This window comes from Streptomyces millisiae (assembly GCF_031845425.1).
GTDB classification, from domain to species: Bacteria; Actinomycetota; Actinomycetes; order Streptomycetales; family Streptomycetaceae; genus Streptomyces; species Streptomyces millisiae.
On the sequence record NZ_JAVREM010000001.1, the window covers coordinates 255,783 to 272,921 of the forward strand.

Here is a 17,139-nt window from a genome sequence, read left to right on the forward strand (position 1 = left end):
TAGGAAGCTAGACGGTTTTTGCCGAACCGCCAATGGTTAGGGACCAGTTCGCACAAACTTTGTCCTGGGAGTGGCCAAACTCTTGTCATGCACATACGATCACGTGTCGGTCACAGTCGTTCATCGATGAGCGAGGAAGGCACCGCATGCGGCGACCAGCGTTTTCCCGGCGATCCTTCACCCGAGGCGCGGCCGCGGCCTCGCTGGCCCCGGCCGGCCTCGCGGCGCTCGGCACGGCCCAGGCGCAGGCCCTGCCCGCGGCGCGCACGGCCCAGGTCCGACGGTTCACGATGTACGCCGAGGAGCTCCCCGACGGGCGGCTCGGCTACGGCCTGGAGCCCGGCGAGGCGCGGGTTCCCGGACCGCTGCTGGAGATGTACGAGGGCGACACCCTGCAGATCGACCTCGTGAACACCCTCGACGTGCCGGTCAGCCTGCACGTCCACGGCGTGGACTACGCCAACGACAGCGACGGCACGCCGCTCACCGGCAGCACCGTGCCACCCGGCGAGAGCCGCCTCTACACCTGGAACTCCCACGCCCCCGGGGTCCGCTCCGACGGCACCGTGATCCCCGGCAGCGCCGGCTACTGGCACTACCACGATCACGTCGTCGGCACCCCGCACGGCACCGTCGGGCTGCAGAAGGGGCTCTACGGCCCGCTGGTCGTCAGGCGCCAGGGCGACATCCTGCCGGACAGGCAGTTCACCATCGTCTTCAACGACATGACGATCAACAACCTCCGGCCGCACGCGGGGCCGAACTTCCGCGCGACGATCGGCGAGCGCTGCGAGATCATCATGATCACGCACGGCGAGTTCTACCACACGTTCCACATGCACGGGCACCGGTGGGCCGACAACCGCACCGGGCTGCTGGTCGACCAGAACGACCCGAGCCGGATCATCGACACCAAGATCACCGGACCCGCCGAGTCCTTCGGCTTCCAGGTGATCGCCGGCGAACACGTGGGCCCGGGCCACTGGATGTACCACTGCCACGTGCAGAGCCACTCCGACATGGGCATGGCCGGCATCTTCACCGTCACCAGCCGCGACGGCAGCTACCCCGGCGACCCGCCGTCCCTCCACCGCTGACCGCCCCCGCGGCCGCGTGACGCGACTGCGGAGTTGACCACAGTCGGCACCTGGGCGCCGGAGAAGTTGCGCGATCATTCAAACTCGCTGCCGCAAGATGCTTGTTTCGATCATCTTCGCGGACGCATGATGCCCGGACTGCTCGGCGAACGTCCGGAGGGTCGACGTGGATCTCCAACTGCTCGTCTCCGGCCTGGGCGGCCTCGCCGCCATCCGCGGCCGGTCCGGGACCACCAGCGCGGTGTGGCTCGGCTCGCTTCCGCCGCGGCTGGTCGGGAGCCTGTTCCCGTGACCGCCCACCAGGACCGCCCCGAGCACCCGGGCGGTGTGCTCGTGGTCGCCGACGACCTGACCGGTGCCAACGCCACCGCCGCCGGCTTCGCCCGGGCCGGGCTGCGCGCCGTCACGGCGGGCGCGACCTGGCGCACCGACGTGCTCACCGACTTCGCCGCCCGCTTCGACGCCGTCGTGGTGAGCACCGACTGCCGCCACCTGCCGCCCGCCGAGGCGGCCGAACGGGTCACCGCCGCCATCCACGCCGGCTGGCCCGCCGCCCTGGTCTGCAACCGCATCGACTCCACCCTCCGCGGCAACATCGGCGCCACCACCGCCGCCGCGCTGCGCGCCGTCACGGAACGCGCCGGCCGCCGCGCCGTCGCGCTGTGCGCCCCGGCCCACCCCGGGGCCGGCCGGCACACCGTCCAGGGCCGTCAACTCCTCGACGGCGTCCGCCTGGAGGAGACCGAGCTCGCGCGCGACCCCCGCTCGCCGCTGCCCACCTCGGACATCGCCGAGCTGCTCGCCGCCCAGGCCGGCCGGCTGCGCAGCCTCCCGCTCCCGCTCTCCACGGTCACCGGCGACCCGGACCAACTGACCGCCACGCTCGACCGGCTGCTGGCCGCCGGCGCCGACGTGATCGTCGCCGACGCCCTCACCACCGGCCACCTGGAGCGCGTCGCCACCGCGGCCGCGGCGGCCGGCGGCGACCGGATCACCTGGGTCGGCGTCGACCCGGGACCCGGCTCGCTCGCCCTGGCCAGGGCCCTCGGCCTCACCACCAGGGCCGCCGGCGCCCCCGTCCTCGCCGTCTCCGGCTCCACCACCCGGCTCACCCGCGCCCAACTCGCCCGGCTGCGCGCCGAACACCCCGTCGACGTCGTCCGCCCGGTGCCCGCCGGCGCCGGCGCCGTCCCCGACGTGCCCGCCACGGCCGCCGCCCTGGAACGGGCCATCGCCGCCGCGGGACCCGAGCGGATCGTGCTGTTCGCGACCGTGCTCGACGACACCGACATCGTCGACGCCACGCCCGCCGACGCCGCCCGGCTGCCCACCGCCCTCGCCGCCGTCGTCCGCCGCGCCCTCGAACGGCGCCCCGTGGACGGCCTGTTCGCCACCGGCGGCGACGTCTCGGCCGCCCTGCTCGCCGAACTCGGCGCCGTCGGCCTCGACGTCGAGGAGGAACTGGTGCCGCTCGCCGTCGCCGGCACCTTCGTCGGCGGCCCGTGGAACGGGCTGCCGGTCGTCACCAAGGGCGGACTCGTCGGGGACGCGGGCACCACCGCGGCCTGCGTCGCCCACCTCCGCAGGATGGCCACGGCCGCCCGCCGCCAGGTACGCGCCGCGCCCCCCGGACCGCCCCCCGCCGCCCGGCGCCCGTCCACCACCGAGCCAAGGAGCACCGCATGACCAGCCCCGTCCTCGCCCTCACCCTCGGCGACCCCGCCGGCATCGGCCCCGAGATCACCGCCAGGACCCTCGCCGACGCCGCCGGCCAGGACGGCCACCACGGCATCGCCGTCGGCGACACCGAGGCGCTGCGCCGGGGCGCCCGCGCCGCCGGCCTCGACGTCGAGGTGCGGGAGGTCACCGACTTCGCCACCCCACCCGCCGGTCCTGGCGTGATCGACGTCCTCGACACCGGCGTCCTCGGCCGGTCGCTCCCCGACTGGGGCACCGTCGACGCCCGCGCCGGCCGGGCCGCCGTCGCCGCCATCGAGACCGCCACCCGCGCCGCCCTGGACGGCGCCGTCGACGGCGTCGTCACCGCCCCCATCAACAAGGAGGCCATCTGGCAGGCCGGCTCCACCCACCTCGGGCACACCGAGATGCTCGGCGAACTCACCGGCGTCACCCGCCAGGACACCATGTTCGTCGTCCGCAACACCGCCGTTCCCGGACACCACCTGCGAATCTTCTTCACCACCCGGCACGTCGCGCTGCGCGAAGCCCTCGACCAGCTCACCCGCGAACGCGTGGGCCGCTCCATCCGGGAGGCCGAGACCGCGCTCCGCGTCTTCGGCACCCCACGACCACGACTCGCCGTCGCCGCCGTCAACCCACACGGCGGGGAGAACGGCGCCTTCGGGGACGAGGAGATCGTCCACATCGGCCCCGCCTGCGAGGCGGCCCGCGCCGACGGACTCGACGTCACCGGCCCGGTGCCCGCCGACTCCGTCTTCCACCAGGGCCTCACCGGGCGCTTCGACGGCGTGCTCTCGCACTTCCACGACCAGGGCCACATCCCCGCCAAGACCTACGACTTCGCCGGCACCATCTCCGTCACCGTCGGCCTGCCGATCCTGCGGACCTCCGTCGACCACGGCACCGCCTTCGACATCGCCGGCACCGGGCAGGCGGACCACGGCACAATGCTCTCGGCCTACCAGGCGGCCGTGGACTACAGCCCCTCGGTGCCGCTGATCCGCGAGACCTACGGCCAGGGGCGCTGAGGCGCGCCCCAGCGCCCCAGCACACGGAGGACCGGTGACCCGACCGACCACCCGACGCGGCACCCGCCAACGGCACGAGGCGCTGCTCGCCCTGTTGCGCGACGGCACCACCCAGGTGGAGGAACTCGCCGCCGCCCTCTCCGTGTCACCCTCCACCGTCCGCCGCGACCTGGGCCGGCTCACCGCGGACCACAGGGTGGCCAGGACCTACGGCGGCGCCGTCGTCCCCGAGGCGTTCCACGAACGCCCGGTCGCCGAGAGCGCGTTGCTCAACCGCCAGGCCAAGGCGGCCATCGCCGCGGCCGCCGCCTCGCTCGTCCCGGCCGCCGGCGCCGTGTTCGTCGACGCCGGCACCACCTGCGCCGCCCTCGCCCGCACGCTGGCCGCCGAGCACGGCGGCCGGCTCGCGGTCACCCGCGGCCTGGAGACGGCCAACGCCCTGGTGGAGGCCCCCGGTTGGGAGGTGGTCATCCTCGGCGGCCGCATCCTGCCGCTCAGCCACGGCCTGGTCGGACCACTCGTCGACCTGGCCCTGGAACGGCTCTCGTTCGAGATCGCCTTCCTCGGCGCCGACGCCGTCGACCCCGCCCGCGGCGTGGGCGAACCCACCCTGGAGGAGACCGCGGTCAAGGAACGCGTCGCCGCCCGGGCCCGGCGCGTCGTCGTCCTGGCCGACGCCAGCAAGCTCGCCGTCGGCGACGCCCCCGCCTGGGCCCGACTCCCCGCCGGCTGGACCCTGGTGACCGACGCCGCCGCCCCCGACGACCTCCGGGCCCGCTGCGCGGCGGCCGGCGTCACACTCCGCGTCGCGGGGTGACCGGGCCTACCGCCCGGCCGCCGACACCGTTACGGTGGCGAACGTGCGTTGATCCCAGGGCGGCGGCACCACGCCCGCCGCGGACGGAGCGATCCCCTCACGTCGGCACGACGTCGAGGGCGATCCGCTGTGCCCATCCGTCGTCCCGACCCGGGAGATCACCGCATGACCGCACAACACCCGTCGGCCTACCGGCCGTTCGTCGCCCACGCCGCCGCCGACCCGGACGTCGTCGGGCTCGTCCTCAAGGGCTCGCACGCGCACGACGGCATGGCGACCGACCGTTCCGACCACGACCTCTACGTCGTCCTCGCCGACGACGCGACCACGGAGCTGACGGCGCTCGACGGGCACCGGTCCGCCGAACTCGACCTCGTCGTCGTGTCGTTGACCGAGTTCCGGCGCCGCGGCGGCTGGGAACGCTACGCCCTCGCCCGGGCCCGCGTCGTGCTCGACCGGCTCGACGGCGAGATCGCCCGGATCGTCGCGGCCAAGGGCCGGCTCGACGCCGACGAGGCGTTCGACGCGGCCGCCGGCAGCCTGGACGCCTACGCCAACTCCCTCTACCGCTCGGTCAAGAACGCCCGGGACGGCCGCCCGCTCGCCGGCCAGCTCGACGCCGCCGACAGCATGGGCTTCCTGCTGGAGACGCTGTTCGCCCTCGACCGCCGCCCGCGCCCCTACAACAAGTACCTGGAGTGGGAGCTGGAGCGGTACCCGCTGCCGGGATGGCACACCGAGGCCCTCCTCGCGACGATCGGACGGATCGCCGCCACCGGCGACGTCGACCGGCAGCGACGCCTCTTCACCCGGGTCGAGACCGTGGCCCGCGAGGCGGGCCACGGCCCGACCCTGGACGCCTGGGGCGACGACCTGCGGCTGATGCGCCCCGCCGCGGACGACGCCCCCCGCTACGCTCCACCGATGACCGACCGACCGACGAACGACGCCTCGATCCGCCAGTGGAACACCGTCCCCCGCGAGGCGATGGAGGCGATGGAACCCGACGGCGACTTCGCCAAGCGCCACCTCATCAACCCGGTGCTGCTCAGGATGCTCGGAGACGTACGCGGTCGGCGCGTGCTGGACGCCGGATGCGGGCACGGCTACCTCAGCCGCATGCTGGCCGACCGCCACGCCCGCGTCGTCGGCGTCGAGCCCACCGACGCCATGTTCGGCTACGCCGTGGAGAAGGAACGCGCCCTCCGGCAGGGCGTCGAGTACGTCCAGGCCGACCTCGGCCGGCTGCCGGACCTGGGCGACCCGTTCGACGCCGTGGTCTGCAGCATGGTGCTGCAGGCCGTCCCCGACTGGAAACCGGCGATGCGCGCCTGCGTGCGCGCCCTGCGGCCCGGCGGGTTGTTCGTCTTCTCCGTCAACCACCCGGCCTTCGAGCAGCTCCTGTCCACCTGGCGCGCACACGGCGCCCACCGCACCGACCGCTACCTGGAGGAGTACGAGATCCCCCTGACCTACGCCACCGACTTCCACCGCCCGATCTCGGCCTACCTCAACGAGCTCGCGGACCTCGGCTGCCGGCTCCGCGAACTCGCCGAGCCGGGGCTCGACCCCGCCGTCGCAGGCGAGGCACGGGCCACCACGCCCGGCATCGAGAGCTACGTCCACCTCCCCAACTTCATGGTCGTCGCGGCCGAGCGGCTCTGAACCCGGCGGGTGTGCCTCAGGCCAGCTCCACGGCGTCCAACTCGGCGTAGCGCTCGCCCTTGCCCAGGCGGATCGTGTTCCAGCCCTCCCGCAGCTCGACGGGGACGGCCACCTGTCGCCAGGCGTCCCACCCCGTGTGGGGGTAGCGGACCTCGCCCGCCGCCGTTCCGTTGACCGTCAGGCGGTGCGAGGCGGCGGCCGGGGACCCGTCCTCGGCGAGCGAGCCGTTGCCGAAGCGGACGGTCAGGGTGTGGGGCCCGGCGGTCGGGGTGAAGACCGAGAACTCCACATGGCTGTCTGGGTGGTCGATGTACCCGACCGCCCGGCCGCCCGAGGCGCCCGCCGCGTCCCGCACCACCGCGTCGTGCACCAGGGCGTGTTCCGCCTGGTACAGCACCTTGCTGCCGTCGACGACGGGGTAGCCGTTCGCCCAGCCGAGGTCGGCGACGTACAGCGCGCGGTGGGAGCGGTCGGCGTCCCAGCCGTGGAAGACGATCCGGTCCCGCCCGTCGGGCCCGGTGACCACGTCCTGGCCGCCGGGGCCGCGCACCGCGCCGGAGAAGGAGTCGGTCGTCAGCAGCGGGGCCGCCGCCTTGGTGTAGGGCCCGGTCAGGCTGTCGGCGACGGCGTAGCTCGTCTTGTAGCGGTCGTCGCCGTAGAAGTCCGCCGAGTAGAACAGCACGTAGTGGCCGCCGCGCCGGACGAGCGTCGGCGCCTCGATCACGTTGCCCTCCCAGGCCCGGTCCTGGCGGATGAGCGGCACGGGGTCCCCGGTGGTGCGGGTGCCGTCCCAGCTCAGCGGCTGCAGGTACAGCCAGGTGTCCTGCCCGCAGCAGTTGCCGTCGTTCTTCCAGAGCAGGTAGCGCCGGCCGTCCTCGGTGTACGAGGCGGGGTCGATGGCGCCGCCCTGGGCCGCCGGGCAGACCAACGGGGCGTCGCCGACGGGCCGGAACGGGCCGTCCGGCGTGTCGGACAGCGCGACGCCGACGCACTGTCTGTCGCTCGCCCGGTCGCGGGCGACATAGTGCATCGTGAACCCGTCGCCGTTGTCGAACACCTCCGGCGCCCAGACCAGCGAGCGCTCAGGCCTGGCCCAACCGCCCACGGCGGGCAGCGCGTCGGCGGCGGCGACGGACCAGTGCTCCAGGTCCGTCGAGGTGGCGTGCCGGATGTTCCGGCCGTCGCCGTTGGTGGCGTAGGCGTGGTAGACGCCGTCGACGAGCACGACGTCGGGGTCGGGGAAGTCCTGGTCGAGCACGGGATCGGTGCCGCGCGCCGCGGCGGGGGACGCGGACAGGGACAGCAGGACGGCGGCGAGGGCCGCCGCGGCCGCGGCCAGGCGGCCGGGGCGGCGGGCACGGAGAACGGGCATGGCGCTCCTCATCTCGATCGACGCGGCGGCGGTGCGGGGGACCACGAGGGCCGCGCCCCGGTCACCTCGTGTACACCTCGGCCCGGTCCACGCTCACGAACGCGGCCCCGGACTGGGCGTTGTGCTCGCCGGTGACGCGGACGCGCAGCGTGTGGCGGCCGTACGGGAGCCGGGGGGAGAGGTACTGGAGGGTCTCGCCGACCCGGATCGCCCCGTGGAAGTCGACGCGCTGTTCGGGGCCGCCGTCGATGCTGAGGGCGGCGATGCCGTTGCCGGTGTCGCGGACGGACAGCAGGGCGATCCTGGTCCCCGTGAAGGTGAAGGTGGCGGTGTTGCCGGCCCGGTCGCTCCAGTGGTCGTCGCCCCAGAAGCACTGCGCGGCGCAGCCGGTGCCCGAGTTCCAGCTGCCGGTGTACGTCACGGTGCCCTCACCGCTGGCGCGGCCGTCGTCGTTGATCCAGTAGGTGCCGGCGCCCGGGTCGCCGGAGGGCAGGTCCTGCGTCGCGCCCAGCGCGAGCGGCCGGCCGAGGTTCGGGCTGCCGTCGGCGTTCCACGTGATCCGCTGGGCCCGGGTGGTGCGGTCGGTGTAGGTGAAGGTGGTGGTCGTCTTGGCGTGGTAGACGATCCAGTCCTCGGTGCCGTCGGGGGAGCGGAAGAACGAGTGGTGGCCGGGACCGAAGACCCCGCGGTCGTCGGCGCGGGAGAACACGGGACCGTCGTGCTGGGTCCAGTCTCCGGGCCGCAGGGGGTCGGCGCCGTCGGGCAGCGACATCATCCAGATCTGGTAGTCGGGCTTGCCGGTGTCGCAGGTGGAGTACGTCATCCAGGTGCGGCCGTTGCGGTTGAGGAACTCGGGTCCCTCGCGGACCTCGGGGCAGCCGCCGTCGGCGTCCAGGGCGACGGCATCGCCCGAGACGGTGTAGGGGTTCGACATCGGCGCGATGTTGAGCCCGTTGTGCTGGTACTGGTTGATGCCGGCGTAGGCGAGGTAGAGGCGTCCGTCGTGCTCGAACACGCTGGGGTCGATGGCGTAGTCGTCGGCGTGGTTGGGCGGGGCGAGCCGGGCCCTGAAGCGGTACGGGCCGGTCGGGTCCGCGCCCTCCGACTCCAGGACGTACAGCCGGTGGTGCTCGTCGACGCCGTCGTCGGCGGTGTAGTAGAGGTACCAGCGGTCCCCGAAGCGGTGGAACTCCGGCGCCCAGATGTTCCGGTTGCGCGACGGGTCGGTGTCGGTCCAGACGGTCACCGGCTCGGCGGTGAGCAGCGAGCCGAGCGAGGGGGAGCGCCACATCCGGATGCTGTTCCCCTGCGTGGTCGTCAGGTAGTAGTTCCCCCGCCAGTGCGTCAGATACGGGTCGGGGCCGGGGTTGAGCGGGTTGCGGAAGGTGGTGTCCGAGGGGGCGGACGCCGCGCTCGCCGTGGTCTGCGGCGGAGCGGTGACGAAGCCGAACAGGAGGGCCAGGAGGGCGGCGAAGAGTGCCGCGCGGCCGGCCTTGCGGGGTCCAACGCGCACGGGGCGGCTCCTTTTACATCGATGTAAGTTCCCGCGAGGAAGGTAGGAAAGGGGCGCGGGGGTGTCAACGGTTCCGGGCCCCGCCGGCGCGGCCCGCGCGATCGGTCCTGCGCCGCAGCCCGTCGCAACCGCGATCTGGTCGGCGCCTCGGCCGGGCCTCCGCGAGCCGGGGGAGCGGCCCGGCTCCACCCGTGGTGGCCGCGACCCGGGTGACCGCGACTCCGGTGCCGATGGCCGCCGCGGGGCCGTTCTCCGGCTCGACGCGTTCGCTGTCGCGACGATTCGCGGGAGGGGGCGACGCGCGGCTCGGGCGGGCCGCGACCCGGGTGGCCGCCACCCTCACGCGGCATCACGAATGAACAGATTCGAACGCGACCTCTTGACTTCGTCCGAGGCCGGTGTAACTTCGGCGCAGCCCACCGTATTTAACGATAAACCAGAGGGGGCGACATGAGGCACGAGTGGCCGGCCGCGACCTCGTCGTGCGCGTTCGCCCAGCTCAGGCCGGGGCCATGCGGCGGTGGGGCCGCCTGGCCCGAAACTCGCGCCCGCGTCGTCGGCCGCGCCGTGCGGTGGCCCGCGCGGCGGGTCGGGAACCACCCGCACCGGGCCGCCGACGCCCTGCGGCACCGACCGCCGGGGCGGCGCCCGGAGTTCCGGCTCCGGGTCGGCGTCGAACCCGACGCCCCCGGGGTTCCGTGGCACCTGCAACCCCGCCGCGGCCGGGATCACAGGCGCCTCGGGCGCGCTCCGGTGGCCGCCGGCTTAGGGCCTGTCTTTTGGATCTTCGTGGATCAGCGAGCGGCGGATGGCGCCCGGCTGGCAAGGCGCCGGATCGCAGCTCGTACTTGGCCGTACTCGTGCGATTCGGCAACGCAGCCAGGCGGGATGCCTGGGGGCACCTCCCAGCCGCCAGGCTGGGGGCGCGTCGCGAGCCCGCGAAGATCCGGAAGACAGGCCCTAACCGCCTGACCCCCTCCGTCCAGCACGTCCCAACCGGCCGTCGTCGCCGGGCCGCACGCCCCACGTCGACCGGTCGTCCCCTCGTACCCGCGATCCCAGAACACCTCCCCGACCGAAGGAGTGGTCCCAGTGTCGAGACACTCGAAGTACCTCGCCGCCGCGCTCGCCGTGGCCACCGCATGGGCCGTGTCCGGCTGCGGCGGCGGCAGCGGCGGCTCGGACGGCGGGGTCACGCTGTCCCTGCTCTCCTGGAACGGCGAGGAGACCATGACGCCGGTCCTGGAGGCGTTCGAGGCGGCCCACCCGGACATCGACGTCGAGGCCTCCTACTCGCCCCCGGTCGCGGAGTACATCCAGTCCCTGCAGACCCGCGTGCTGTCCGGCACCGCCCCGGACGTCTTCCTGATCGCCGCCGAGAACAAGACCAACCTCATCGAGGGCGGGCACGTGCTGGACCTGGCGGGTGAGGACTTCCTGGCCAACGTGCCGGAGTTCAACCAGCAGACCTACGGGGCCGACGGCGCGGTCTACGGGCTCTCCCTCTCCTCCTGGGGCGGGGGCATCCTCTACAACGAGGACCTGCTCGGCCAGGTCGGCGCCGACGCGCCGCCGGAGACCTGGGAGGAGTTCCTCGACCTGTGCGCCGAACTCCGGGACGCCGGCATCACGCCGTACCTGGAGGCCGTGGACGGGATGCCCACCGTGCTCGCGGCCTTCCTCGGCGCCTACGACGCGTCCATCGGCCACACCATGGACGACGAGATCTTCGATGGCACCTCGACCTTCGAGGAGCACTGGACGCCGCTGCTGGAGCAGTACTACCGGCTCTACGACGAGGGCCTGGTGACCAGGGACACCGTCGGCCTGACCGGCGACCAGGTGGAGTCCGAGTTCGCCAACGGCCGGGTGGCGATGATGATCGCCGGACCGTGGAACGTGCCCGGGCTGCGGGAGTCCGCGCCGGACCTGAACTTCCGGATGGCGCCGATCCCCGGCGTGGCGGGCGGCGAGCCCCGGCTACGCGATCAACCCGGACTCGGAGCACATCGAGGCGGCCCGGACGTTCCTGTCCTACCTCGCGTCCCCCGAGGGCATCGAGGTCCTGCAGGAGGCCGAGGGCTCCATCACGGTCACCAGCGACTTCGAACCGCCGCTGGACGAGGCGCTCGACCCGATCGTCGAGGACGTCCGGGCCGGAAACCTGTACCTGCCGCAGATCGCCTGGCAGCGCGCCGAGGACGTGCTGAACGTGGAGGCGGTCGCGCAGATCCAGCGCATGGTCCAGGGCGAGATCTCGCCGCGCGAGGTGGCCCGGGCGCTGGACCAGAAGCTGGCGTCGTCATGACCCTCGCCACCGCCGGTGCCTCCGCCGCCCCGCCACGGCCCGGCGTCGACGCCCGGGCCGGGTCCGCCCGCCGCCGCCGGACCGGCCCGTCCGGCGGCTGGCGGGAGGCCGCCGCGCACCAGCTGTTCCTGGTCCCGGTCGCCGCGGTCTTCATCGTCCTGTTCGTCATCCCGCTCGGGCAGACCTTCTACTGGAGCCTGACCGACTTCACCGGCTACTCCGACGACGTCACGTTCGTCGGCCTGGAGAACTACCGGACCATCCTCTCCGACGCGTCGATGACCGCGGGGCTCTCGTTCACCCTGCTGTTCGCCGTGGGCACCACGCTGCTGACCACCGTGATCGCCATCCCGCTCGCGGTGGCCCTGAACCAGCGCCTGATCGGACGGAACTTCGCCCGCTCGCTGTTCTTCTTCCCGGCGATCCCGAGCATGGCGGTGCTGGGCCTGGTGTGGGGGTACATCCTCTCCCCGCTCGGCTCCGGCGTGCTCAACTCCGTACTGGATGCCACGCTCGGCGTCGGCCCCGTGCCCTGGCTCTCGGACGCCACGCTGGCCAAGCTCTCGGTGGTCCTGGTGGGCGTCTGGGGCGGCGCGGGCTGGCACGCGGTGCTCTACCTGGCCTACCTGCAGACCATCCCGGCCGAGTACTACGAGGTCGCCACCATCGACGGCGCCGGGGCCCGGCAGCGGTTCTTCCACATCACCCTGCCGCTGCTGATGCCCGCGATGGTGATCAGCCAGTTCCTGCTGATGACCGGCGGACTGAAGGTGTTCGACCTGCCCTACACGCTGACCAACGGCGGGCCGGGCTTCGCGACGCAGACCATCACCCAGTCGATCATCGTCAGCGGCGTCGGCCAGGGCCGGTACGGCGTCGCCTCGGCGCTGGCCGTGCTCTTCACGCTCGCCGTCGCGGCGCTGTCCTTCAGCCAACTGCTCATCTCCCGGCGGATCGAGAGGAGAGTGCTGTGACGCGCCGCCGCCCGCTGCTCAGCGTCGTCGTGATCGGGCTGGCCTGCCTGGTCGGGATGCCGCTCTACTACATCGTCGTCAACACCTTCAAGACGCAGGACGAGATGGTGAGCTCACCGCTCGCCCCACCGACCTCGCTCTACCTGGACAACTACCTGGAGGTGTTCGACCAGATACCGCTGGCGCAGAGCTTCGGCAACACGCTCTACATCACCGCCGGCGCCATCGCGGTCCAACTGTTCGTCGGCGTCACCGCGGCCTACGGAATGATCATGCGCGCCACGCTCTTCAACCGGATCTTCGGCGTCCTCCTGCTGCTGGCGTTCGTGGTGCCGGGCCAGGCCACGTTGATCCCGCTGTACCGGACGCTCGTGGACGCCGAGCTCGTGGACACCTTCAACGGGCTCATCATCATGTACGCCGGCGGCTCGATCTTCTGCTTCTTCCTGATCCAGGGCTACATCCGCACGCTGCCGTTCGAGATCGTCGAGGCCGCCAGGATCGACGGCGCCGGCGTCTTCCAGATCTTCTGGCGAATCGTGCTGCCCCTGATCAGACCGATCCTGATCACCGTCGGCATCTTCCAGACGATGTGGGTGTGGAACGACTTCATCCTGCCGAACGTGTTCCTGTCCTCGCCCGAGAAACGCACCATCGTGCTGGAGGTCTACAGCGCCGTCGGCGAGTTCTCCACCGACTGGCCCGCGTTCATGACGCTCTCCGTGGTCGCGCTCGTCCCGATGGTGGTCTTCTTCGTGGTCTCCCAACGCCACATCATCAGCGGGCTGCTCGCCGGGGGAGTCAAGGGATGAGCCACCCCACCGCCGGCACCCCGCTCTACACCGACCCGGTGCACCACGCGCCCACCGACCCGACGCTGATCGAGGCGCCCGACGGATCGTGGCGGATGTTCTACACCCAGCGCCGGGCCGGCGACGAGGGGCCCGGGGTCCGCTGGGTGCACGGCACCGACATCGGCGTGGCCGGATCCACCGACGGCGGCCGCACCTGGGACTACCTCGGCGTGGTCGACGGGCTCGACCCGAATCCGGGCCGCAACACGCTCTGGGCGCCGGAGATCGTCCACGCCGAGGGCCGCTACCACATGTTCCTCACCTACATCCGGGGCGTGCCGGACAGCTGGGCGGGCCACCCCCGGGCCATCCGCCACCTGGTCTCCGACGACCTCGTCTCCTGGCAGGACCTCGGCGCGGTGCCCCTCTCGTCCGACCGCGTCATCGACGCCTGCGTCCACCCGCTGCCGGCCGGCGGCTACCGGATGTGGTTCAAGGACGAGGCGCACGACTCGGCCACCTGGGCGGCCGACTCACCCGACCTGACGGCCTGGGGCGCCGCCCACCCCGTCATCGAGGCGCCGCCGCACGAGGGGCCGAACGTCTTCGAACTCGGCGGCCGGTACTGGATGGTCACCGACGAGTGGCGCGGCCTGGGAGTGCACCGTTCGACCGACCTGTCCGGCTGGGAACGCCAGGGCCTGATCCTCGACACCCCGGGCCGGCACCCGCTCGACGCCGGCCACGGCCACCACGCCGACGTGGTCGTCGGGTACGACGCGGACGGCGAGGAGGTCGGCTGGATCTTCTACTTCACCCACCGCCGGGAGCCCGCGGAACGCCGCACCGACGTGCAGGTCGCGACCCTGCGGGTGGTCGGCGACCGCCTGCGCTGCGACCGGGGAGAACCCACCCACCTCGACCTGCGTCGAGCCCGTCGCGGCTGAACGCCCCGGGCGCGCCACCGCCGTCCGCGGTGGCGCGCCCGGCGGCCGGCGGCGTCGGGTCAGCCGCACTCCGGGCAGCCGGGGGTGCGGCCACCGGCCGCCATGGGGCGGGCGGTGGGGGAGTCGGGGGTGGAGACCATCCGCAGCCGACCGCAGCCGCAGCGGAACCACATGACGGTGCCCTCGCTCGTGGCGTGGCGGGAGAGCTCGACGGGGGCGGTGGACACCTGGGGATTCGGGATCGTCGTGGTCATACCGGCAGTGTGCCGCCGCTCGACCTTGTAGGTCCATTTCACATTTCTCGGGTGTTGTGTGCAGAATCATTGCATGATTGATCTGCGCCGGCTCCAGGTGCTCCGCGCGGTGCACCAGCACGGCACGGTGACCGCCGCGGCCACCGCGCTGCATCTGACCCCGTCCGCCGTCTCCCACCAACTCCGCGAGCTCGCGAAGGAGTTGAGGGTCAAGCTGGTCGAGCCGCAGGGGCGCCGTATCCGGCTGACCGGCGCCGCCCACCTGGTCATCAGGCACGGCGAGGAGCTCCTCGCCCGCTGGGAGGAGGCCGAGTCCGCCCTGGAGGCATACCGGGCGGGGGAGGCCGGCCTGCTGCGGATCTGCGGCTACGCCAGCGCCGTCACCGGGCTGATCGCCCCCGCGACCGCCCTGCTCCGCAAGCGCCACCCCGACCTCACCGTGGTGGTCACCGAGTGCGAGACCGCCGCCGGCTTCGACCTGCTGCTGTCCACCGACGCCGACATCGCCGTGCTGGCCCCCTCGGAGGACTTCCCCAACCCCAGCGACTCGCGCTTCGACCAGGAGCCGCTGCTCGACGAACCGCTCGACCTGATCGTGCCGGCCGGCCACCCCCTGGCGGCGCGCGCCGAGGTGTCGCTGACCGAGACCGCCCGCGAGGACTGGGTGCTGCCGCTGCCCGGCAGCTGTGACCACTACCAGCGGGTCCTGGTGTTCTGCGCCGTCGCCGGCTTCACGCCCGCGGTCGCCCACTGGGCCAAGGAGTGGGCGGCCGTCTCGGCCATGGTCGGCCACGGCCTCGGGATCTCCCTCTACCCGAGGCTCACCGAGATCCCGCCCAGCCACCGCACGGTCCGGGTCCCGCTCACCGCCGAACTACGTGTCTCCCGCCGGGTCCTCAGCTGCGTCCGGCAGGGCGGCCGCGCCCACCCCCTCGTCCGACACGGTCTCGACGCGCTCGACGAGGTGATCGCCGCGCATCCGGCGCTCGCCAGGGGAGCGACCGCCGGCGGCACCTGACGGCTCGGGCGGGTCACCCGGGGTCGAACAGGTGGCGGTTGGCCAGGCTCCAGGCGACCCGGCGCGCCAGGTCGTCGAGATGACCGTCGGCCACCCAGCGCGCCTGAGGCTGGCAGCCGCGCTCCGCCAGCCCCCGGACCTGCGCGATTCCGGACCGCTGCACGTCGATGACCGCGTCGACCAGGCCGGCGGTGGAGGTCAGCCCGTACGCGGCGGCGAACACCTCGACGCGGTGGCGTCGGTCGGGCGGCTCCGGGTAGCGCAGCCACCGCAGGCACTCGGCGTCGTCCCGGAACGGCGCCACGTACCGCCAGACGACGTTCCACGGGCCGAAGTCGCCGTGACAGACCACCTCGTCGTCGCCCAGCCCTCCGGCCCCGACTCGCCGTCCAGATAGGCGAGGACCTCGCGTCCCTCCTCGTCGATCCCCAACACCCGCGGGGAGTAGGGGAAGCCGACCTCCTCCAGGTGCCGCAGCAGCGCGTGCACGGCCGGGGTCCACGGGTGCACGGGCCGCCGGACGGTGTCGCCGAGGCGCACCACCCTGCGGTGGGGCGTGTCCTGTAACACCACTTCGTCGACCATGCGCGGAGTATCCCGCGCCCGGCCGGGACCACCCCAGTGGATTTCCCGGCCGCCGGCCGCCCGGGACCGCTCAGGCCGCCGGGGAGCCGACGAGCAGGTCGCCCGGGATGTCCGCCTTCTCCGGGGCGTAGTAGTCCTTGATGCCCTCCACCCAGGTGGCCACCGGGATGTGGTCGGTCTCCGTGGGGCCGAACGCGTCGAACAGCGCGTCGATGTTGGGGCGATCGAAGCCGATGGCGAGCATCAACGCCACGAACCGGGGCCGCGCCACGAGGCCGTCACCGGCCGGGGAGCCGAGCGCCGCCAGGGCGTCGGCGAACGCGGCGATCGTGGCGTCGAAACGCTCGGGCGACAGCACACAGCGGACGTACTCGTCATAGCTGATCCGGCCGTCGCCGTCCGCGTCCAACTCGGCCGCCAGCGTCTCCCAGTACCGCCGGAACGCGACCCGCATGGCCGTCTTCGCCGACTCGTCCGACCCGGACGCCGCCTCGACGACGCGGCTCGACATGAGGTCGAAGTCCTCAGCCTCCAGCCGCCCGTTGCCATTGGCGTCGAAGAGCGAGAAGACGAGCCTGACGCGGTTGATCGCCTCGGTACGCATGGTGCGTCCACCTTTCTTCCGGCCGTTGCACTCCTGAGGGAACAACGCCGAGAGGGCGCGATGGGGGACGAGCGGCCCGGCGTCGGACTCACTATCCGGCCCCCGTCACCGCGCCGGCCGGGAGATGACGGCGCTTCACCTGAAAGCGTGAAACGACCCCGTCCCAGGTTTCCCACGTCCGGCGGCTACCCCGCGAGACTCTCCGGCAGCCTTGCGGGCGGCGGCCGCCCTCGTGCGCGGCCGAGGGCCGGAACGGTGCTCTCGTCTCGGGCCCCGTCGCGTCGGAGGCGTGGCCGGCAGCGCCGCGGCCCGCTGCGAACCGTTACATCACAAGCCGAGTCCACAGTTGGCTGAGCTGTCAGCTCATCTCCTGCGGCCCGGCCGGGCTGGCACGTGACGCACGCGGTGTGGGTACGCATGAAGGGGACATCGAGGGGGAACCAGATGCCCGAGCCGCGTCCA

15 protein-coding genes and 1 pseudogene are annotated in these 17,139 nt (G+C 72.9%); 11 read left to right on the forward strand and 5 right to left on the reverse strand.

What is annotated here, in order from left to right:
- Positions 1–146: 146 nt before the first annotated feature.
- The 7 genes and pseudogenes from RNC47_RS01120 to RNC47_RS37535 all read left to right on the forward strand — a co-directional run bounded on the left by RNC47_RS01120 (position 147) and on the right by RNC47_RS37535 (position 6,308).
- A complete protein-coding gene (locus RNC47_RS01120; RefSeq protein ID WP_311594661.1) occupies positions 147–1,097 on the forward strand; it encodes a multicopper oxidase domain-containing protein in 951 nt (316 codons plus the stop codon).
- Between the two features lie 166 nt (positions 1,098–1,263).
- Positions 1,264–1,389: a hypothetical protein gene (locus RNC47_RS01125; RefSeq protein WP_311594662.1), complete on the forward strand. Its 126-nt coding sequence runs from the start codon at positions 1,264–1,266 to the stop codon at positions 1,387–1,389.
- Positions 1,386–2,783, forward strand: coding sequence for a four-carbon acid sugar kinase family protein (locus RNC47_RS01130; RefSeq protein WP_311594663.1), 1,398 nt, complete (start codon positions 1,386–1,388; stop codon positions 2,781–2,783). The genes RNC47_RS01125 and RNC47_RS01130 overlap by 4 nt, the downstream gene beginning before the upstream one ends.
- Entirely contained in the window at positions 2,780–3,826 is a 1,047-nt protein-coding gene (gene pdxA / locus RNC47_RS01135) for a 4-hydroxythreonine-4-phosphate dehydrogenase PdxA (RefSeq protein WP_311594664.1), read from the forward strand. The genes RNC47_RS01130 and pdxA overlap by 4 nt, the downstream gene beginning before the upstream one ends.
- A gap of 34 nt (positions 3,827–3,860) precedes the next feature.
- A complete protein-coding gene (locus tag RNC47_RS01140; protein WP_311594665.1) occupies positions 3,861–4,643 on the forward strand; it encodes a DeoR/GlpR family DNA-binding transcription regulator in 783 nt (260 codons plus the stop codon).
- A gap of 165 nt (positions 4,644–4,808) precedes the next feature.
- Positions 4,809–5,534 (forward strand): annotated as a pseudogene (locus tag RNC47_RS37530) (hypothetical protein); the annotation flags it as partial.
- A gap of 105 nt (positions 5,535–5,639) precedes the next feature.
- Positions 5,640–6,308 carry a class I SAM-dependent methyltransferase gene (locus RNC47_RS37535; RefSeq protein WP_394814688.1) on the forward strand — a complete coding sequence of 223 codons (669 nt, stop codon included), beginning with the start codon at positions 5,640–5,642 and terminating at the stop codon, positions 6,306–6,308.
- 16 nt (positions 6,309–6,324) lie between these two features.
- Here the strand turns inward: RNC47_RS37535 and RNC47_RS01150 are convergent, their stop codons facing one another.
- Positions 6,325–7,680 (reverse strand): family 43 glycosylhydrolase, encoded by a 1,356-nt coding sequence (locus RNC47_RS01150; protein ID WP_311594667.1) that lies wholly within the window; start codon positions 7,678–7,680, stop codon positions 6,325–6,327.
- Between the two features lie 61 nt (positions 7,681–7,741).
- Positions 7,742–9,193 (reverse strand): glycoside hydrolase family 43 protein, encoded by a 1,452-nt coding sequence (locus tag RNC47_RS01155; protein ID WP_394814683.1) that lies wholly within the window; start codon positions 9,191–9,193, stop codon positions 7,742–7,744.
- A gap of 1,092 nt (positions 9,194–10,285) precedes the next feature.
- Between RNC47_RS01155 and RNC47_RS01160 the strand changes: the two genes are divergently transcribed.
- Genes RNC47_RS01160 through RNC47_RS01170 form a run of 3 tightly spaced genes read left to right on the forward strand, consistent with a single transcriptional unit; the run spans position 10,286 to position 14,216 of the window.
- Positions 10,286–12,475: an extracellular solute-binding protein gene (locus tag RNC47_RS01160; protein WP_311594668.1), complete on the forward strand. Its 2,190-nt coding sequence runs from the start codon at positions 10,286–10,288 to the stop codon at positions 12,473–12,475.
- Positions 12,472–13,287 carry a carbohydrate ABC transporter permease gene (locus tag RNC47_RS01165; protein ID WP_311594669.1) on the forward strand — a complete coding sequence of 272 codons (816 nt, stop codon included), beginning with the start codon at positions 12,472–12,474 and terminating at the stop codon, positions 13,285–13,287. The genes RNC47_RS01160 and RNC47_RS01165 overlap by 4 nt, the downstream gene beginning before the upstream one ends.
- Positions 13,284–14,216, forward strand: a complete 933-nt coding sequence (locus RNC47_RS01170) for a glycoside hydrolase family protein (protein ID WP_311594670.1) — start codon at positions 13,284–13,286, stop codon at positions 14,214–14,216. The genes RNC47_RS01165 and RNC47_RS01170 overlap by 4 nt, the downstream gene beginning before the upstream one ends.
- Positions 14,217–14,275: 59 nt before the next feature.
- Here RNC47_RS01170 and RNC47_RS01175 read toward each other — a convergent pair whose 3' ends face one another.
- On the reverse strand, positions 14,276–14,470 hold the full coding sequence (locus RNC47_RS01175; RefSeq protein WP_311594671.1) for a hypothetical protein: 195 nt from the start codon (positions 14,468–14,470) through the stop codon (positions 14,276–14,278).
- A 73-nt stretch (positions 14,471–14,543) separates the two neighbouring features.
- Between RNC47_RS01175 and RNC47_RS01180 the strand changes: the two genes are divergently transcribed.
- Complete coding sequence (locus RNC47_RS01180) at positions 14,544–15,488, forward strand: LysR family transcriptional regulator (protein WP_311594672.1); 945 nt, start codon at positions 14,544–14,546, stop codon at positions 15,486–15,488.
- A 13-nt stretch (positions 15,489–15,501) separates the two neighbouring features.
- On the opposite strand, the gene RNC47_RS01185 is transcribed toward RNC47_RS01180, so the two are convergent.
- Both RNC47_RS01185 and RNC47_RS01190 read right to left on the reverse strand, forming a co-directional pair.
- The gene (locus RNC47_RS01185) at positions 15,502–15,840 is read right to left on the reverse strand and encodes a hypothetical protein (RefSeq protein ID WP_311594673.1); all 339 of its coding nucleotides are present in this window, start codon (positions 15,838–15,840) and stop codon (positions 15,502–15,504) included.
- A 303-nt stretch (positions 15,841–16,143) separates the two neighbouring features.
- Positions 16,144–16,677, reverse strand: coding sequence for an EF-hand domain-containing protein (locus RNC47_RS01190; protein WP_311594674.1), 534 nt, complete (start codon positions 16,675–16,677; stop codon positions 16,144–16,146).
- Positions 16,678–17,139: the final 462 nt, after the last annotated feature.